This is a genomic window from Candidatus Rokuibacteriota bacterium (genome assembly GCA_016209385.1).
Lineage (GTDB): Bacteria > Methylomirabilota > Methylomirabilia > Rokubacteriales > CSP1-6 > JACQWB01.
This window is the reverse complement of sequence record JACQWB010000193.1, coordinates 1-16,403: the sequence shown is the minus strand read 5'-3', so window position 1 is coordinate 16,403 and position 16,403 is coordinate 1. Positions and strand designations below refer to the sequence as shown.

Annotated in this window: 21 protein-coding genes and 2 tRNA genes; 20 read left to right on the top strand and 3 right to left on the bottom strand. The window is 66.7% G+C overall.

The window, feature by feature from the left end; all coding sequences use genetic code 11:
• From HY726_13985 to HY726_13975, 3 genes are all read right to left on the bottom strand, one after another.
• A partial coding sequence (locus tag HY726_13985; GenBank protein ID MBI4610105.1) for a hypothetical protein occupies positions 1 to 201 on the bottom strand: 201 nt, incomplete at its 3' end.
• Between the two features lie 204 nt (positions 202 to 405).
• Positions 406 to 900 carry an IS110 family transposase gene (locus HY726_13980; protein ID MBI4610104.1) on the bottom strand — a complete coding sequence of 165 codons (495 nt, stop codon included), beginning with the start codon at positions 898 to 900 and terminating at the stop codon, positions 406 to 408.
• A 220-nt stretch (positions 901 to 1,120) separates the two neighbouring features.
• Positions 1,121 to 1,196 (bottom strand) — tRNA-Ala (locus HY726_13975).
• A 95-nt stretch (positions 1,197 to 1,291) separates the two neighbouring features.
• On the opposite strand from HY726_13975, the gene HY726_13970 reads away from it, so the two are divergent.
• From HY726_13970 to HY726_13875, 20 genes are all read left to right on the top strand, one after another.
• A tRNA-Leu gene (locus tag HY726_13970) sits at positions 1,292 to 1,378 on the top strand.
• 32 nt (positions 1,379 to 1,410) lie between these two features.
• Entirely contained in the window at positions 1,411 to 1,842 is a 432-nt protein-coding gene (locus HY726_13965) for an HIT family protein (GenBank protein MBI4610103.1), read from the top strand.
• Between the two features lie 13 nt (positions 1,843 to 1,855).
• Entirely contained in the window at positions 1,856 to 2,209 is a 354-nt protein-coding gene (locus HY726_13960; protein MBI4610102.1) for a hypothetical protein, read from the top strand.
• Positions 2,210 to 2,282: 73 nt separating this feature from the next.
• Positions 2,283 to 3,080, top strand: a complete 798-nt coding sequence (locus HY726_13955; protein ID MBI4610101.1) for an SDR family oxidoreductase — start codon at positions 2,283 to 2,285, stop codon at positions 3,078 to 3,080.
• Positions 3,081 to 3,123: 43 nt separating this feature from the next.
• Entirely contained in the window at positions 3,124 to 4,263 is a 1,140-nt protein-coding gene (locus HY726_13950; protein MBI4610100.1) for an LLM class flavin-dependent oxidoreductase, read from the top strand.
• 93 nt (positions 4,264 to 4,356) lie between these two features.
• Positions 4,357 to 5,964, top strand: a complete 1,608-nt coding sequence (locus HY726_13945) for an ABC transporter substrate-binding protein (protein MBI4610099.1) — start codon at positions 4,357 to 4,359, stop codon at positions 5,962 to 5,964.
• Positions 5,965 to 5,971: 7 nt separating this feature from the next.
• Positions 5,972 to 7,009, top strand: coding sequence for an ABC transporter substrate-binding protein (locus HY726_13940; GenBank protein MBI4610098.1), 1,038 nt, complete (start codon positions 5,972 to 5,974; stop codon positions 7,007 to 7,009).
• A gap of 92 nt (positions 7,010 to 7,101) precedes the next feature.
• Positions 7,102 to 7,410 (top strand): type II toxin-antitoxin system HicB family antitoxin, encoded by a 309-nt coding sequence (locus tag HY726_13935; GenBank protein ID MBI4610097.1) that lies wholly within the window; start codon positions 7,102 to 7,104, stop codon positions 7,408 to 7,410.
• On the top strand, positions 7,407 to 7,637 hold the full coding sequence (locus HY726_13930) for a type II toxin-antitoxin system HicA family toxin (GenBank protein ID MBI4610096.1): 231 nt from the start codon (positions 7,407 to 7,409) through the stop codon (positions 7,635 to 7,637). The genes HY726_13935 and HY726_13930 overlap by 4 nt, the downstream gene beginning before the upstream one ends.
• 126 nt (positions 7,638 to 7,763) lie before the next feature.
• Positions 7,764 to 8,747 carry an ABC transporter substrate-binding protein gene (locus tag HY726_13925; GenBank protein ID MBI4610095.1) on the top strand — a complete coding sequence of 328 codons (984 nt, stop codon included), beginning with the start codon at positions 7,764 to 7,766 and terminating at the stop codon, positions 8,745 to 8,747.
• 40 nt (positions 8,748 to 8,787) lie between these two features.
• Positions 8,788 to 9,735, top strand: coding sequence for an ABC transporter permease (locus tag HY726_13920; protein ID MBI4610094.1), 948 nt, complete (start codon positions 8,788 to 8,790; stop codon positions 9,733 to 9,735).
• Positions 9,736 to 9,823: 88 nt separating this feature from the next.
• Positions 9,824 to 10,654: an ABC transporter permease gene (locus tag HY726_13915; protein MBI4610093.1), complete on the top strand. Its 831-nt coding sequence runs from the start codon at positions 9,824 to 9,826 to the stop codon at positions 10,652 to 10,654.
• Between the two features lie 11 nt (positions 10,655 to 10,665).
• On the top strand, positions 10,666 to 11,397 hold the full coding sequence (locus HY726_13910) for an iron-containing redox enzyme family protein (GenBank protein MBI4610092.1): 732 nt from the start codon (positions 10,666 to 10,668) through the stop codon (positions 11,395 to 11,397).
• A gap of 105 nt (positions 11,398 to 11,502) precedes the next feature.
• Entirely contained in the window at positions 11,503 to 11,856 is a 354-nt protein-coding gene (locus tag HY726_13905) for an NADH-quinone oxidoreductase subunit A (GenBank protein MBI4610091.1), read from the top strand.
• Between the two features lie 110 nt (positions 11,857 to 11,966).
• The gene (locus tag HY726_13900; GenBank protein MBI4610090.1) at positions 11,967 to 12,485 is read left to right on the top strand and encodes an NADH-quinone oxidoreductase subunit B; all 519 of its coding nucleotides are present in this window, start codon (positions 11,967 to 11,969) and stop codon (positions 12,483 to 12,485) included.
• 4 nt (positions 12,486 to 12,489) lie between these two features.
• Complete coding sequence (locus HY726_13895; GenBank protein MBI4610089.1) at positions 12,490 to 12,936, top strand: NADH-quinone oxidoreductase subunit C; 447 nt, start codon at positions 12,490 to 12,492, stop codon at positions 12,934 to 12,936.
• An 84-nt stretch (positions 12,937 to 13,020) separates the two neighbouring features.
• Positions 13,021 to 13,665 carry an NIPSNAP family protein gene (locus HY726_13890; protein ID MBI4610088.1) on the top strand — a complete coding sequence of 215 codons (645 nt, stop codon included), beginning with the start codon at positions 13,021 to 13,023 and terminating at the stop codon, positions 13,663 to 13,665.
• Positions 13,666 to 13,682: 17 nt separating this feature from the next.
• A complete protein-coding gene (locus HY726_13885) occupies positions 13,683 to 14,318 on the top strand; it encodes an NIPSNAP family protein (protein ID MBI4610087.1) in 636 nt (211 codons plus the stop codon).
• Between the two features lie 222 nt (positions 14,319 to 14,540).
• The gene (locus tag HY726_13880; GenBank protein MBI4610086.1) at positions 14,541 to 15,704 is read left to right on the top strand and encodes an NADH-quinone oxidoreductase subunit D; all 1,164 of its coding nucleotides are present in this window, start codon (positions 14,541 to 14,543) and stop codon (positions 15,702 to 15,704) included.
• Between the two features lie 103 nt (positions 15,705 to 15,807).
• Positions 15,808 to 16,403 (top strand): NADH-quinone oxidoreductase subunit H (locus HY726_13875; protein ID MBI4610085.1); only part of this gene is annotated, 596 nt, incomplete at its 3' end.

Sequence of the window (16,403 nt, the reverse complement as noted above, 5' to 3'; positions counted from 1 at the left end):
GGCGTCGATGGCCTCCGCCGTCTCGTCGCCGGCGTCCGGCCGGGCCGCCGGTCGGTCGGCGGCGGCGCCACCGACCAGCCCCAGCATGAGCAGTCCTCCACTGACGATCCCCCCGCTGGCAACGGCTGCGGCAAGGAGCTGGGCCGCTACCTCAAGCCCGGCGACGTGGTGGAGCTCGTGCCGTCTTCCCAGAGGGATCACCGTCGATCTCGCGAGGTTCCGTCATCCTTCTATTCGCGCTCATGAGGGCGATGGTGGTGGCTCGCCGGCGCAGGAGGGGATTCGAGGGTGGGGGCGCCATCTACGCAGCGACCCTGGAAACGGCGGTCAAGGCGACATTCGCGCTCACCTACCCCATCGAACCCGCGCGAGACCCCTGGTCCTCACGGCGTGTCGGTCAATCGCTCAGACCGGGAGCGTGGCGACGGCCACCGGCGGTGAGGTCCGGCGTGGCGTGAAGACCGTGCCATCGCGGAGCAACGCATAGAGGATCCCGGCCAGGCGGCGGGCGAGCGCGACGATCGCGACGTGCTTGCCGCGGCGGGCCGCGATGTGGAGGGCCCAGGTCCGGAGCGCCTCGGCCTCGGGGGGCCGGCGCCGGAGAATCGAGACGGCGGCCTGGATGAGGAGCCAGCGCGTGCGGCTGGAGCCGGCCTTGGTGATGGGACCACGGCGCTGCGTGTCGCCCGAACTGTTCTCGCGCGGCACCAGACCGAGGTAGGCCGCGAGCTGGTGGGCGTGGGCGAAGCGCTGGACGTCGTCGATCGTGGCGACGAAGGCGGCGGCCGTCACGGGCCCGACGCTGGGCACGGTCCGCAGGCGCTGGACGCGCTCATCGTGAGCGGCCACGTGCTCGATCGTCGCGTCGGAATACGCGAGCTGGCGGTTGAGGTGCCGCATGACGGCGAGGAGCGGGCCGATCAGCGGGAGCAGGGATCCCGGAAGGACCGTGCGGATCTACCATCACGGCGATTGGGCCCCTGAGGCGGCTTCAAACGCTGGTCGGCGCGGCAGAGTCAGCCCAAGCAGGGGCCAAGGGCTCAACGGCCGCCACGGGCGCGAGGCGTGGGGAGCGCGAGCGCCTCGTCGTCAGTGACGGTTGGGATAGTGTCTCTTATGTTGGTGGAGCTGAGGGGATTCGAACCCCTGACCCCAAGACTGCCAGCCTTGTGCTCTCCCAACTGAGCTACAGCCCCACCGGTCCCGCTACGTTACCGTCCATCTCGAAATTTGTCAAGGTTCGCCCATGCTTGCGTGAGGAAGGGACGTTCGCTACACTCACTGGACGGTCGGGGATGTGGCGAAACCGGCATACGCGAAGGTCTCAAAAACCTTTGGGGGTCACCCCGTGTGGGTTCGAGTCCCACCATCCCCACCAGCCCTCTTGACGCGCGACTGACGGGGTGGCTCGTGACCGATCAGGAACCACGGCCCTCGGACTGCGTCGCGTGCCTCGGGCACTGGCCCGCCGCGGACCATCGGATCGCGGACCTGGGGGCGACGGTCGCCTACCTGAATCAGGATCAGTTCTTCCGCGGCTGGACGTACGTCGTTCTCAAGCGGCACGCCACAGAGCTGTTCGAGCTCAGCCGGGAGGAGCGCGGCAGGCTCATCGAGGAGGTGAGCGCGGTCGCGCGGGCCCTGGCCACCGTATTCGGGGCCGTGAAGCTGAACTACGAGCTGCTGGGCAACCAGGTGGCCCACATCCACTGGCACGTGGTGCCGCGCCTGGCCGGCGACCCGTCGCCGCGCGAGCCGGTCTGGCGGGTGCCCCACGATCCGAGACGGCTCACGGCCGCCGAGCTTCGGGAGCTGATCGGGCGCATCCGCCAACACTTGTAAGGAGAGAATCACGGTGGCGAGGGTGCCGTACCTTCCCCGGGGCGAAGTTGCGCCGGACCTCCAGGAGATTTACGACGCGCTCGTGCGCGAAGCCGGCATCGTCCCCAACTTCCACAAGGCCCTTGCGCATTTCCCGAATGCGTCAACCGCGTACCAGGCGTTGCGCACGGCGCTCCGGATCGGCCCCTGGATCCTCGGTTGCGGGAGCTGGCCCACCTCAAGTCCTCCCTCGTCAGCGGCTGTCGCTACTGAGTGGCGCACGGCGATCAAGCACCCGGGCCTGGGCGCGGTGAAGCTCTCGAGCGCGAACACGGCCCTGATTACCCTGAGCGGTGCGACGAGCAAGGTGACGATCTCGGCGCCCTAGTTCTCGCCGCCCTTGACGCGCGGCGCGAGTCGTCATACGTTTCCGGTATGTCCGTAACCGCCGGTACCGTTGCATGACCATCCCCGAGTACGATCTCATCGGGAAGGTCGCCTTCGTCACCGGCGCGGGACGGGGCATCGGGAAGGGGATCGCCCAGGTCCTCGCCGAGGCCGGCGCCGACGTCGTCATCAACGCGCTCACCCCCAAGTACGTCGAGGGGCTGGCGGCGGGCATCGCGAAGGCCACGGGGCGGCGCGTGGTGCCCCTGGTGGCGGACGTGACGAAGCCGGACGAGGTGGAGGGGGCCGTCGGGCGGATCCTCTCCGAGTTCGGCGCCCTCCACATCCTGGTCAACAACCTGGGCGATGCGATCAGGAAGCCGCTGGTGCCGATCCCGGGTTCGGCGGCCGGCGCGTCGGCACCGCTGAGCGACGAGGAGCTGCGTCTCATCGTCGACTTGAACTTCACGGCGACGGTGCTCTGCAGCCGCGCCGTCGGCCCGCATATGCTGGAGCGCCGCTCGGGGAAGGTGATCAACATCGCCTCCTTCGCCTCGGGCAAGGGCGCGCCGAACCTGGTGATCTACGCCGCCGCGAAGGCCGCCCTGGTGGGCTTCACGCGCTCGCTGGCCGTCGAGTGGGCCCCCCACGGCGTCCAGGTCAACGCGATCGCCCCCGGGCTCTTTCCCGATGCCGTGACCGCGGGCGAGGAGGGGTATGCGCGGCGCGTCCGGGAGGCCCAGCAGACGGTCCCGCTCCGCCGCGAAGGGCGGCTCCGGGAGGTGGGGCTCCTCGCGCTCTATCTGGCGTCCGCGGCCTCGGACTATATGACCGGGCAGACGCTTTACCTTGACGGCGGCCTGACGGCGTGAGGCGGCCAGTCACCGCAGGGCACGCGGGGAGGGTGGACGGTCCATGATCACGAAGTTCTCGGTCCTCTACGTCGGGCAGATCGAGCTGGAGAACATCGGGCGGGACGGCACGCCGGCGGACGAGCGCTGGTACCCGAACGAGCGGTTCGCCGAGGCCTACTTCACCGCGCGGGACATCGCGCACACGATGGACGAGCTGGGCTACTACTGCCTCTGGATGGCCGAGCACCACTTCCAGCGCGAGGGGTACGAGGTCATTCCAAACCTCATTCTCCTCTCCACCTGGCTCGCGACCCAGACGAAGCGGCTCAAGTTCGGCTGCGCCTTCAACATCCTGCCGATGTGGCATCCGATCCGCCTGGCCGAGGACTACGCGCTCGCCGACATCCTGACGAACGGGCGCGTGATCTTCGGGGTGGGGCGCGGGTACCACACGCGCGAGGTGGAGACGTTCGGCTCGCCGATGCTCGACAACGACGCCAACCGCGAGCTGTTCGAGGAGCAGCTCGAGATCATCCTCAAGTGCTTCGACGAGGAGTCGTGGAGCCACCACGGCAAGCGCTACGTCATCCCGCCGCCGGTCCCCTACCGCCACTACGAGCTGCGCGAGATCACGTGCATCCCGCGCCCGATCCACCGGCCGGTGGAGATCTGGCAGCCCATCGCGAGCGGCAAGACCCTCGACTTCATCGCCTCGCGCGGCATCAAGGGGATGGTCACGCTGAACGGCGAGAAGATCGTGGACCAGGTCTTCCGCGCCTACCGGGACGCGGCGGCGCGGGCCGGGCGCACGCTCGAGCTGGGCCAGGACCTCTGCTGGGGCGCCGGCGTCTACCTGGCCGACACCGCGGAGGAGGCGATCCGCCGGGTGGAGCCGTCCCACGACGAGCGCTACAAGTGGTTCGCGCCCTTCGGCTTCGTCCGCTACGCGGACGCGGAGGGCCGCCCCTGGGGGACGCCGGGCGCCCCGGCGCGCGTCCCCACGATCCGCGACGGGGTGGAGCAGAAGGCGTGGCTCTGCGGCCCGCCCTCCCACGTCATCGAGATCATCAGGGAGTTCGAGGCGAGGTACCCCGGCCTCGAGCAGATGATGATCCACTGGGCCGAGGGGATCCCGCCTCAGGAGTTCAAAGAGCAGCTCCGCTGGTTCGCGCGCGACGTGATGCCGGCCTTCAAGCGTTAGAGCGCGCGGCGATCCGAGTGACCGAGCAGCCGCGCTCGGCCTGGCCACTCGATAGCGGGGGGGTAGGCTTGTAGCGCAAGAGGAGGAGACGCCATGGCCCGACGAATCGCCCTCGGGGTGTTTCTCCAGCTCTTGATTGTATTTCTGATCGCGCAGCCCGCGCTTGCCCAACAGCCGAAGCGGGGCGGGGTTCTCCGGATGGCAGTGCGGGAGGCCCCGAACCTGGATCCCCACCTTTCCGTGAGCTTCCTCACCCACTCCTACATCAGCCTGGCCTACAGCCAGCTGGTCCGCTTCCCCAACGGCCCCGAGCAGAAGCACCCGGCTGATTTCGCAATCGTCCCTGATCTGGCGGAGAAGTGGGAGTACAAGACTCCCACGACGCTGGTGTTCTCTCTTCGCAAGGGTGTGAAGTTCCACAACAAGCCCCCGGTCATCGGCCGCGAGGTCACCGCGGAGGACGTTAAGTACTCCCTCGAGCGCTTCATGGCCAAGTCGGGCTTCAGGGCGCGGTTCGAACCGGTGCAGTCCATCGAGGTTGTGGACCGGTACACGGTCCGGGTCACCCTCAAGGAACCCTTCGCCCCGTTCCTGAACCACCTGGCGAACCCGAGCTTCACCGCCATCCTGCCCCGCGAGGCCGAGGAGAAGTTCAAGAACTTCAACCATCCCGACGCCGTGATCGGCACCGGCCCGTTCGTCTTGAAGTCCTACGAGAAGGGTGTCAAAGCCACGTTCGAGCGGAACCCGGATTACTTCATGAAGGGGCTCCCGTATCTGGACGGCGTGGTGCTCGAGATCACGCCCGATGCGTCCGCACGCGTGTCGCTGCTGAGAGCCGCGAAGGTCGAGCTGGCCCACATCTGGGGGTGGTTGAGCCCTGAGCAGGCGAAGCCGCTCAAGCAGACCAACCCGGAGATGGTGATGACGCCGCACGTCGTGATCGGCCAGGGAAAGATCTATATGCGCACCGACCAGCCGCCCTTCAGCGACGCGCGCGTCCGCCGCGCGATCTCGCTCGCCATCGACCGGAAGGCGTGGAACGACGCCCTCCTCTACGGCGAGGGGTGCATTGACGCGGGGCCGGTCCCGTGCGCGATGAAGGAGTGGAAGCTCGATGCCTCGAAGCTCGAGCCGGCCAAGGCCAAATACCTGATCGGCTACGACCCGAACGAGGCGAAGCAGCTCCTTGCGCAGGCCGGCTTCCCCAAGGGCTTCACCACGCCGATGTTCCACTGGCCGGGCTACACGCCGCCGTGGCGGAGCTACTACGAGCTGGCGGCCGACAACCTGGGGAAGATCGGCATCACCGCGGAGCTGAAGCCGGAGGAGTACGGCAAGTACATCTCCACCACCTACCTCGGCAAGTTCGAGAAGATGGCGATGGGCCCCGTGACACCCTTCACCGAGGTGGACGACTGGCTCTACGGAGTGTTCTTCCCCGAGCAGCCTAACAACCGGAGCCACGTGGCCGACGCCGAGCTGAACAAGCTGCTCGTCGCCCAGCGCCGGGAGCTTGACCCGAAGCGGCGGAAGGAGATCGTCGACGAGATCCAGCGCCACCTGGCCGACAAGGCCTACTACGTCTACGTCCCGACCGCGCCCCAGTACGTCTCGCACCCGCCCCACGTGAAGGGCTTTCTGCACCACGAGGGCTACGGCCTGGGGCTCCGGCTCATGTACGCCTGGCTCGACCGGTGACCCTGAGGTGGGACTGCTCGTGTCGATCATCCCCTCTCCCCCAGTGGGGGAGAGGGTGAGGGTGAGGGGGACAACGCTCGCGCTCATCGTCTCCCTCGCGATTACCCTCCTTTCGGGGCCGGTCGCCGCCGACGCGCAGCAAGCAGGGAAGGTTCCCCAGATAGGTTTCTTGGCCGCAGTCACCCCTTTGCAGCCCAACCTCGACGCATTCCGGCAAGGGCTTCGCGAGCGCGGCTACGTAGAGGGCCAGAACCTTGCCATCGAGTACCGATTCGCCGAGGGCAAGTACGAACGACTCCCTGGCCTCGCGTCCGAACTGGTGCAGCTCAAGGTTGACGTCATTGTCGTGCTGGGTACGCCACCGGCCCTGGCCGCCAAGGACGCGACCAGGACGACCCCCATCGTCATGCTGGCGGTTGGCGATCCGGTTGGGACCGAACTCGTCACCAGCCTTGCACGACCGGGCGGGAACATCACGGGGGTGTCCCTGCTTGCTCCAGAGCTAGTCGGAAAACAGCTGCAGCTCCTGACGGAAGCCGTCCCAAAGGTTTCCCGTGTGGCCATCCTCAGCAATCCGCGCCATGCCCTCCACCCCCTCATGTTAAGAGAGACGGAGGTTCCGGCCCGTGAGTTGGGCGTCCAACTTCAAATCCTCGAGGTGCGAAGCCCCAATGAGTTCGACAGCACGTTCTCGGCGGTGACCAGAGAGCGCGCGGCTGGGCTCCTCGTGCTGCCTGACCCGATGTTCTTTCGTCACCGAACACGGATCGCAGACCTTGCGGCAAAACACCGCCTGCCATGGGTGGGCGCGGAGAGGGAGTATGCGGAGGCAGGCGGCCTCATGAGCTATGCGTGGAGCCTGGCCGAGAGGCACCACCGCACGGCATACTTCGTGGACAGGATCCTGAAGGGCGCCAAGCCCGCCGACCTGCCGGTGGAGCAGCCCACGAAGTTCGAACTGGTCGTGAACCTCAAGACGGCGAAGGCCCTCGGCCTGACGATCCCGCAAGCCGTGCTCATCCGAGCGGATCACGTGATCCAGTAGGCGACACTAGATGTTCTCCGGGTTGTCGGCTTCCGTCCAAAAGTACGACGCCCCTTCTGAGACGGCTCAGGAGGCGCGGCAGGTTTGACATCATGCGGGAAATTGCTACGCTGAAGAGGTGCTGTGCAGTCCTTACTCCCTGGAGGGAAACGGTGGGAGGATACGAGTACAGCTACACGGTGCTCTTCGAACCGGCTGAAGAGGGCGGCTACGTCGTTACCTGCCCGGCGCTGCCAGGGGTGGTGACCCAGGGAGAGACCCTGGAAGAGGCGCGAGCGATGGCGGCGGACGCCATCCGGGGGTACCTGGAGAGCCTCATCAAAGATGGCCTGCCCATCCCGCCGGATACCAGCCCGGAGCCGATCAAGGAGAAGGTCACGGTTGTGCTCCAAGCGGCATGACGCCGCGCCTGCCAGCGCTCAGGCCCACGGAAGTCATCCGGGCCCTGGAGCGGGCTGGCTTTTTCCTCCACCACACTACAGGCAGCCACCACTACTTCAAGCATCCCGACAAGCCCCACCTGCGGGTGACGGTTCCCGTTCATCCCGGCGACCTCAAGCGGCGCGTTCTCGCCTCGATCATCAAGCAGGCCGGGCTCACCACCGAGGAGTTCCTCCGGTTCCTCTAAGCCAAACTGCCCCAATCGGCCTCCGTCGCGCTCCGTCCAAAAGCGCGACATTGACGGGGCTCCTCGACCTCGCCTAGACTCTCGCCAGGCTCCGCAAGCTGAACGTCCGGCCCTAGGGAGGCAGCGATGTTCCTGGCCCGTGCCGTCCTCCTTGCCTTCACCTTCGGCCTGCTCGCCGCGCCGCTCGCGTCCGACGCGCAGCAGGCGGGCAAGCTCCCCAGGGTAGGGTTTCTATGCCCGGCCGCGAAGGCCGGTCCCTTTCTCCTTTCCCTGGGACAAGGTTTGCGGGAGTTCGGGTATGTGGAGGGCCAGAACATCAGCATCGAGGCCCGCTTCGCGGAAGAGAGGGAAGAGCGGCTTCCTGACCTAGCAGCGGAACTCGTCCGTCTAAGGGTTGACATCCTCGTTCCGATGGGTCCGGCAGCGCTCCGCGCGGCCAAGCGGGCGACGAACACGATCCCGATTGTGATGGCGGGTACAGCTGACCCGGTTGGCATCGGGCTTGTGGCAAGCCTTGCGCGGCCGGGCGGCAACATCACCGGCTTGACCTCGCTGGGCCCGGAATTGGCTGGGAAACGGCTGGAGCTGCTCAAGGAGGTTCTACCCGGGCTGCGGCGCATCGCGGTCTTCTGGGACCCGACGGAGCCGGAGGAGATCGCCGAGTGGAAAGCATACCAGGTTGCGGCTGGCGCCTTGAGGCTTCAGCTTCGATCCATGGAGGTGCGAGTGCTAGAGGATCCAGAAAAAGCATTTTCAGCGCTAACTCTGGAGCCAGTGGACGCGCTCATCAACACAGGATGGATCGGCGTCACCACTCGTCGCGCAAGACGCACTATCGAGTTCGCGGCGATCAATCGGCTTCCGGTGATGGGCGGCCGTAGGAGTTTTGTCGAGGCCGGCGGATTCATCTCTTACGCCGCGGACTACGAGGAGTTGTACCGGCGTGCTGCCGCCTATATGGACAAGATCCTGAAAGGTGCCAAGCCGGCCGATCTGCCCGTGGAAGAGCCCAGGAAGTTCGAGCTGGTCATCAATGTCAAGACGGCCAAGGCCCTCGGGATCAAGATCCCGCAGTCCGTCCTCATGCGGGCTGACCAGGTGATCCAGTGAACCCCTCACCCTTGCCCTCTCCTCGGAGGGTAGCGGGACGATGATGAGGCAGTACATCCTCCGCCGGGTCGCCCTCGCGGTTCCCACGCTCGTCCTCGTGAGCCTCATCGTCTTCCTGATGATGCGGCTCATGCCCGGCGACGTGGCGACGCGCATGGTCGAGGGCCACGCCTACGCCCCGACGCTGGAAGCGCTCAGGAAGGAGCTGGGTCTGGACAGGCCGGTCCACGTCCAGTACCTGGAGTGGATGGCCGGCGTCCTGAAAGGGGACTTCGGGCGCTCCTACTGGACGCGCCAGCCGATCCTGGAGGAGTTCGTCCTGAGGTTCCCCGTGACGCTGGAGCTGGCGGCCCTCACCATCCTGATCTCGGTGGTCATCGGCATCTTCGTGGGGATCGTGTCGGCGGTGCGTCAGGACACGCTTTCCGATTACGTGGGTCGCGTTCTGGCGATCCTGGCGCTCTCGGTCCCCTACTTCGGCCTGGCCGTCCTCGTCGTGGTGCTCCCGTCCATCTACTTCAAGTGGACGCCGCTGTGGACCTATGTCCCGTTCACGACCGACCCCCTGCAGAACCTGAAGATCATGCTGGTCCCCGCGCTCGTCTTCGGCGTCACGCGGGCCGGGCCGATCATGCGCATCATGCGCTCTTCGCTCCTCGATGTCCTGCGGCAGGAGTACATCCGGACCGGCTGGTCGAAGGGGTTGAGCGAGCGGACGATCGTTCTGCGCCACGCCTTGAAGAACGCCATGATCCCCGTGATCAGCCTCGTCGGCCTGCAGACCCCGCTCTACATCGGCGGCTCGGTGATCATCGAGGCCATCTTCCGCCTGCCCGGCGTCGGGCTCTTCTTCTTCGAGGCCCTCACGCGCCTGGATTATCCCGTGGTCCAGTCCGTGAACCTGATCGTGGCGGCGATGGTGGTGGGCCTGAACCTCCTGATCGACCTCACCTATGCCTTTCTGGACCCCCGGATCCGCTACCGCTAGTAGGCAGGCGGCGCTGGCCTCGGCGCCCGGCGCAGAGGCCGTCGTCCTGCTGCGGCAGCTTCCGCGCACCCGCCCGTGGTACACGGACGTGTGGATCCAGATGCTTCGCCGGAAGCCGTTGGGCACTGTCGGCGGAGTCATCGTCGCCGTCATGCTGGTCGCGGCGGTCTTCGCGGAGCTGCTCACGCCGTACGGCTTCGCCCAGACCAACCTCCGGGAGCGGTTCATCGCGGTCAGCGCCGCGCACTGGCTCGGCACCGACCAGCTCGGCCGCGATCTGCTCACGCGCCTGATCTACGGCGCGCGGATCTCGCTCTTCGTGGGTTTCGGCGCGGTGCTGCTCGGAAGCCTGATCGCCACGGTGCTCGGCGTCCTCTCCGCCTACTTCGGCGGGCGGCCGGACCTCGTCCTCCAGCGGGCTGTGGATGCGTGGATGGCGTTCCCACCGCTGCTCCTCCTGATGTCGATCATGTCGCTGGTGGGTCCGAGTGTGTGGAACATCACGGCGGTCCTCGGCGTCGCCTTCGGCATCCAGAACTCCCGGATCATCCGCGGGGTCGCGCTCTCCATCAAGGAGCACACGTACATCGAGGGGGCGAGGGCCGTCGGCTCCGGGCACCTCCGGATCACCGCGGGCCACATCCTTCCGAACGTGCTGCCGACCATCATCGTGGTGGCGACCACGGGGCTCTCCACCGTGATCCTCACCGAGGCGAGCCTCTCCTTCCTCGGGCTCGGGATCCCGCCGCCCTATCCGACGTGGGGCGGGATGCTCTCGCTGGCCGGGCTCGACCACATGTACCAGGCCCCCTGGCTCGCGATCTGGCCCGCCGTCGCGCTGTCGCTGGCGGTCTTCGGCTTCAACATGCTCGGTGACGCCCTTCGGGACTTGCTCGATCCCCGCCTCAAGGGCGGTTGAGGAGGTAGACCATGCCGCTCTCGCCTGCCGAGTTTACCGCAGCGCTTCTCAAAGAGGCGCAGGAGACGCATCCGTGGCTCCACCACCCGCTCTTCCGCATGATCTATGAAGGGAAGCTGACGCGAAGCCAGCTCCAGAACGTGATCCGGCAGCAGGGGTGCTTCTTCCTCGACACGCTCCGCCATGCCGCCTGGAAGATCATCTCGGTGGGCGGGTACACGCCGACCTTTGAAGATCTCGAGCGCCAGCGCGCCCTGATCCCGCTGGTCGTCGAGGAGGGGGGCGAGGACATGGTCGGGGGCAGGACGACGGCCCACGCCCACCTCTTCGTCAGGCTCGCCGAGGGGCTCGGGATCTCGAGGGAGGAGATATTCAACACCGACTACCTCCCGACGACGATCATCGAGAAGAACGAGCTGTTCCTCCTCCAGAGCTCCTCCACCCTCGAGGCGCTCTGCGGTGGGAACATCGCGACTGAGTCGATCAACCCGGTCCACATGGGACGGATGGCGGAGGCGCTCGAGCGACACTACGGGGTACCGCCTGCCGCGCTCGAGTTCTATTACGTCCACGTGAAGGTCGAAGCCGACCACGCCGAGCGCGCGGTGCGGATCATCGAGAAGCTGGCGGCCACCGACGCGGAGCAGGCGCGCGGGCGCCTCGCCATGCGGCGCGCGGTCGCGGCGCGCCGGATCTGCGCCGACGGGATGCTTGAGGCGTTCGTCGGCGCAGCGAGGGGCTGACGCGCCGCGGCGGGGCGAGAGCGCAGAACGGGCTCAGCCTTCCGGCGGTCACACCGCTGTGATATACTTTCCGTGCGATTCCAGATTGACTGCCGGAGGGTCTCCGTGTCCGACTATCTTCCGATCCTGATCTACGCGCTCTTGATCTTCGCCTTCGCGGTGGTCTCGCTCGCCGTCGCCGCCATCCTGCGGCCGGCTCGGCCCGACCCCCAGAAGCTCATGAACTACGAGTGCGGGGCAGAGCCGATCGGCGAAGCGTGGTACCAGTACCCGGTTGGGTTCTATCTGGTCGCGCTGGTCTTCGTCATGTTCGATGTCCTCGCGGTCTTCCTCTTTCCCTGGGCCTTGACGCTCAGGGCGCTCGGCCTCTACGCCGTCGGGGCGATGGGGCTCTTTCTCGGGATTCTCTTTCTCGGCTGGCTCTACGCCTACCGCGAAGGGGTGCTGGAGTGGAAGTAAAGGCTCCGACCCCGCAAGTGCCGACGCCGGTCTGGACCGAGTTCAAGGACCTCCAGGAGTGGAAGAAGTACCACCAGGAGCGTCCCACGGGCGACAAGGCCTCCGCCCTCGTGGAGCAGCTCTTCGACACGATCGAGAACTTCCCCGGTGGCTGGCTCGCCGTCACATCGACGGAGAAGCTGTTTAACTGGGCGCGGAAGGGGTCCATCTGGCCGGTGACCTTCGGCCTCGCCTGCTGCGCCATCGAGATGATGGCCACCTTCGCCTCGCGCTTCGACGTGGAGCGCTTCGGCATGGTCACCTGGGCTTCGCCGCGCCACTCGGACCTGATGATCGTCTCGGGCACCGTGACCATCAAGATGGCGCCGATGCTCAAGCGGATCTACGACCAGATGCCCGACCCGAAATGGGTCATCTCGATGGGCTCCTGCGCCAACTCGGGTGGCCCGTTCCGCCACGGCTACCACGTGGTGAAGGGGGTGGACCGGGTCGTGCCGGTGGACGTCTATGTGCCGGGCTGCCCGCCGACCCCCGAGTCGCTCATGTACGGGATCCTGAAGCTCCAGGAGCAGGTCGCCGCGTTTCAACGCACCGGCCAGCACGCCCAGCCTTCCCCGAAAAGCGACTAGTCTCGTGACCCCGTCTGAGGCGATTGCCCTCCTCCAGGAGCGGTTTGGCGCTCCCGCTGGCGAACCGCTCTATCTCACCATGGAGGTCCCCGTCGAGCGCTGGACAGAGCTACTCGGCTTCGCGAAGGAAACGCTCGGCTGCACATACTTCTCGTTCCTGACGGCGGTGGACTGGAAGGAGGCGGGCTTCGATGTGGTCTGCCGCGTCGAGAACCTGGACGTGGGGATCGGGCTCCTGGCGAGGACCAGGATCGGACGCGAGGCGACCTGCCCGTCGCTGACCTCCCTCTTCCGCGGCGCCGACTGGATGGAGCGCGAGTGCTACGACATGTTCGGGATCCGCTTCGAGGGCCATCCCGACCTGCGTCGGATCTTGCTCTCCCAGGACTGGGAGGGCTACCCGCTCAGGAAGGACTACGCCGTTGACACCCCCCACGCCCCGTACCGATAGGGCAGTTCGAGCCGAGGCGCTTCGGCGCCGGCAGCTTCATCGCCGGCGCCAGCGACGAGGCGAGGCCCGAGAAAGGAGCCTCACATGATCTATGAGCTGAGGACCTACACGCTGATCCCCGGCACCCAGGCGGAGTATCTCCAGAACTCGCGCGACATCGGCCGCAAGATCCGGGGCGACCGGTTCGGCAAACTCGAAGGGGCCTGGACGACCGAGTTCGGCACGCTGAACCAGTACGTGCACCTCTGGAGCTTTAGCGATCTCAACGAGCGGGAGCGGCTGCGCCGGGAGCTGGCGAAGGACGAGCGCTGGACGAAGGAGTTCCTCCCGAAGAACCGGCCGTTCCTGCTGGCGCAGGAGAACAAGATTCTGTACGCGGTGGACGGGGTTCCGTTCACGCCGCCGGTCGGCGGGGACCGGCACATCTACGAGCTCAGGACGTACCGCACGCACGTCGGCAAGGCGCCGGAGTGGCTCGGCCATTTCAAGGTGGCCCTCAAGGCCAGGGAGAAGTACTCGAGGATCGTGGGGCTCTGGACCACGGATATCGCCCAGCTCAACCAGGTGGTGCACCTGTGGGCGTACAGCGACCTGAATCACCGGGCCGAGGTGCGCGCAAAGGCGCTGGAGGATCCCGAGTGGAAGGCGTTTCTCCCGAAGGGGTCTGCCCTCTTGGTGGAGATGCAGTCCATCATCCTGAAGCCGACGGAGACCTCCCCACTCAAGTGAGGAAAAAGGAGCGAGCCATGATCCACGAGCTGCGGACCTACACGATCCAGCCCGCGAAGTTCAAGGACTTCGTCGCGCTCACGACGAAGGTCGGCGTCAAGCTCCGGACGAAGCACTCCAAGCTGGCCGGTTACTGGACCGCCGAAATCGGTGAGCTGAACCAGGTCGTTCACCTCTGGGAATACGACGACTTCGACCACCGGGCACGTGTGCGGGCGGCGGTGGCGAAGGACAAGGCCTGGAACACCAGGTATCTCTCGCGAAGCCGGCCCATGCTCCAGCACCAGGAGTCCATGGTGCTGATGGCGGCGGACTTCTGGCCGTTCACGCCGCCGCCGGGCTCGGGGATCTACGAGCTCAGGAGCTACCGCCTCCACCCGGGGAAGGTCCCCGAGTGGCTCGAGCACTTCAAGGGGGGGCTCCCGGCGCGGCTCAAGTACTCGAAGCCGGTTGCCATCTGGTCCTCGGAACTGGGGGAGCTGAACCGGGTCGTGCATCTCTGGCAGTACGAGAGCCTGGAGCACCGCACGCGGGTGCGGAAGGCATTCATGGCGGACCCGCTCTGGAAAGAGACCGTGGCCAAGCTCCAGCCCCTCATGCAGGTGATGGAGTCGAAGATCCTGATCCCGACCGAGTTCTCGCCGCTTAAGTGATGCAACCAGCGCAGACCCAAGCCCCAGCGGGTGCCACGGTGAGCGGGGCGCCCCACGGCGCGGAGCGCAACGCGACACCGGTGGGGGGATTGGCAGTTGGCAGCCAGGCGTGGCACAGCCGCGCGTTTGCGGGAGCGAGCACCGTGGGGCTGCTCGCCGCGACAGGACCCGCGGCCCCGCGGGCCAAGCGACCGGAGCCGCCGCAGCCGAGCGAGGCTGAGCATGCCTGATCCCGAAGCGCGCAAGGTCATCGAGCTCGGCTACGGCGGGAACGAGCGCCTCGTGATGAACATGGGGCCTCAGCACCCGTCCGCGCACGGGGTCTTCCGGATGATCCTGACGCTCGAGGGGGAGACCATCGTCGCCATCGACGCCGTGATCGGCTACCTCCACCGCTGTCACGAGAAGCTGGGCGAGACCCTCACCTACGTGCAGTACCCCTCGATCGCCTCCAAGACCGACTACGTGGCGGCCATGACCTCCGAACTCGCGTACGTCCTCGCGGCAGAGAAGGTCGGCAAGATCGAAGTCCCCAAGCGGGCCCAGTATCTGCGTGTCCTCGTCGCCGAGCTTCAACGCATCGCCTCACACTGCCTCTGGCTCGGCACGTGGTGCCTGGACCTGGGCGGGGCCTTGGGCGGAGGAGCGACAGTCTTCCTCTACTGCTTCAGGGAGCGCGAGATGGTGCTGGACCTCTTCGAGGCGCTGACCGGCGCACGGCTCCTCTACGGCTTCCACCAGATCGGGGGCACGCGCTACGACCTCCCGGCAGGCTGGGCCGAGCAGTGCCGGAGGACCGTGGACGTGATCAACGGGCGTCTCGACGAGTACGAGGACATGCTGGAGACCAACGCGGTCTTCAAGCTGCGGACCCAGGGCGTGGCGGTGATTCCCAAGGAACTGGCGCTCGAGGTCGGCATCGCGGGGCCGCTGATCCGTGGGTCCGGCGTCGCCTACGACATTCGCAGGACCGAGCCGTACTCCTCCTACCAGGATTTCGACTTCAAGGTTCCCGTGGAAGCCGCCGGGGATTGCTACGCGCGTTACCGGGTGCGGATGCAGGAGTTCCGCGAGTCCATCAAGATCGTCCGCCAGGTCCTCGACGCGCTCCCCGAGGGGCCGATCTCCTCGCGGCCCGGGGTCAAGTCCGTGGGGCAGGTGAGGGTCCCGAAGGGCGAGGCCTACGCGCGAGTCGAGGGGCCGCGGGGGGAAGTCGGCTGCTACCTGGTGGCGGACGGGAGTCCCAAGCCCTACCGGATGAAGTGGCGCGGCGCCTCCTTCTCGAACCTGGCGATCCTCCCCCACATCGTCCCCGGCCACAAGGTGGCCGACGTGGTCGCCATCATGGGATCCGTGGACCCCGTCTTCGGCGAGGTGGACCGATGAATACTCGGAGGGGGGCTCCGCCCCCCTTCCGAATCCTCCCCCCGTCGGGTTGCGCCGGCCGAGCCGGCGCTCGAAGCGCCCGAGCGTGCAGCGCGTGGTGTCCATGAGCGAGCTGCTCCGCGCGGGGGTGGTGGCCTTCGTGCTGCTCAACGCGATCATCTTGATCGTGACGTATCTGACCTATCTCGAGCGGAAGTTCGCTGCGCGCCTCCAGTCGCGGATCGGCCCCTTTTATGTCGGGCGCCCCCACGGCTGGCTCCAGCCCATCGCCGACGCCCTGAAGCTCATGATCAAGGAGGACGTGGTCCCGGCCACCGCGGACCGGCCCGTCTACAACCTGGCCCCGATCGTCTTCCTGGTCCCCTCCATGCTGATCTTCGCCACGGTCCCCTTCGCCCCGGGCCTGGGGCTGGCCGACCTGAACATCGGCCTCCTGTTCTTCCTGGCGGTCTCCTCCCTCGAGATCGTGGGGCTCTTCATGGGCGGCTGGGGATCGAACAACAAGTACGCGCTGCTGTCCGCCATGCGGGCGGTGAACCAGATCATCTCCTACGAGGTGCCGTTCATCCTGACGGCGCTGATCCCGGTCCTCCTGGCCGGCTCCCTCAAGCTCTCGGCCATCGTGGAGGCGCAGCAGGGGCTCTTCGGCTGGTTCGTCTTCTACCCCGTGATCGGCCAGCTCGCCTTCCTCGCCTTCGT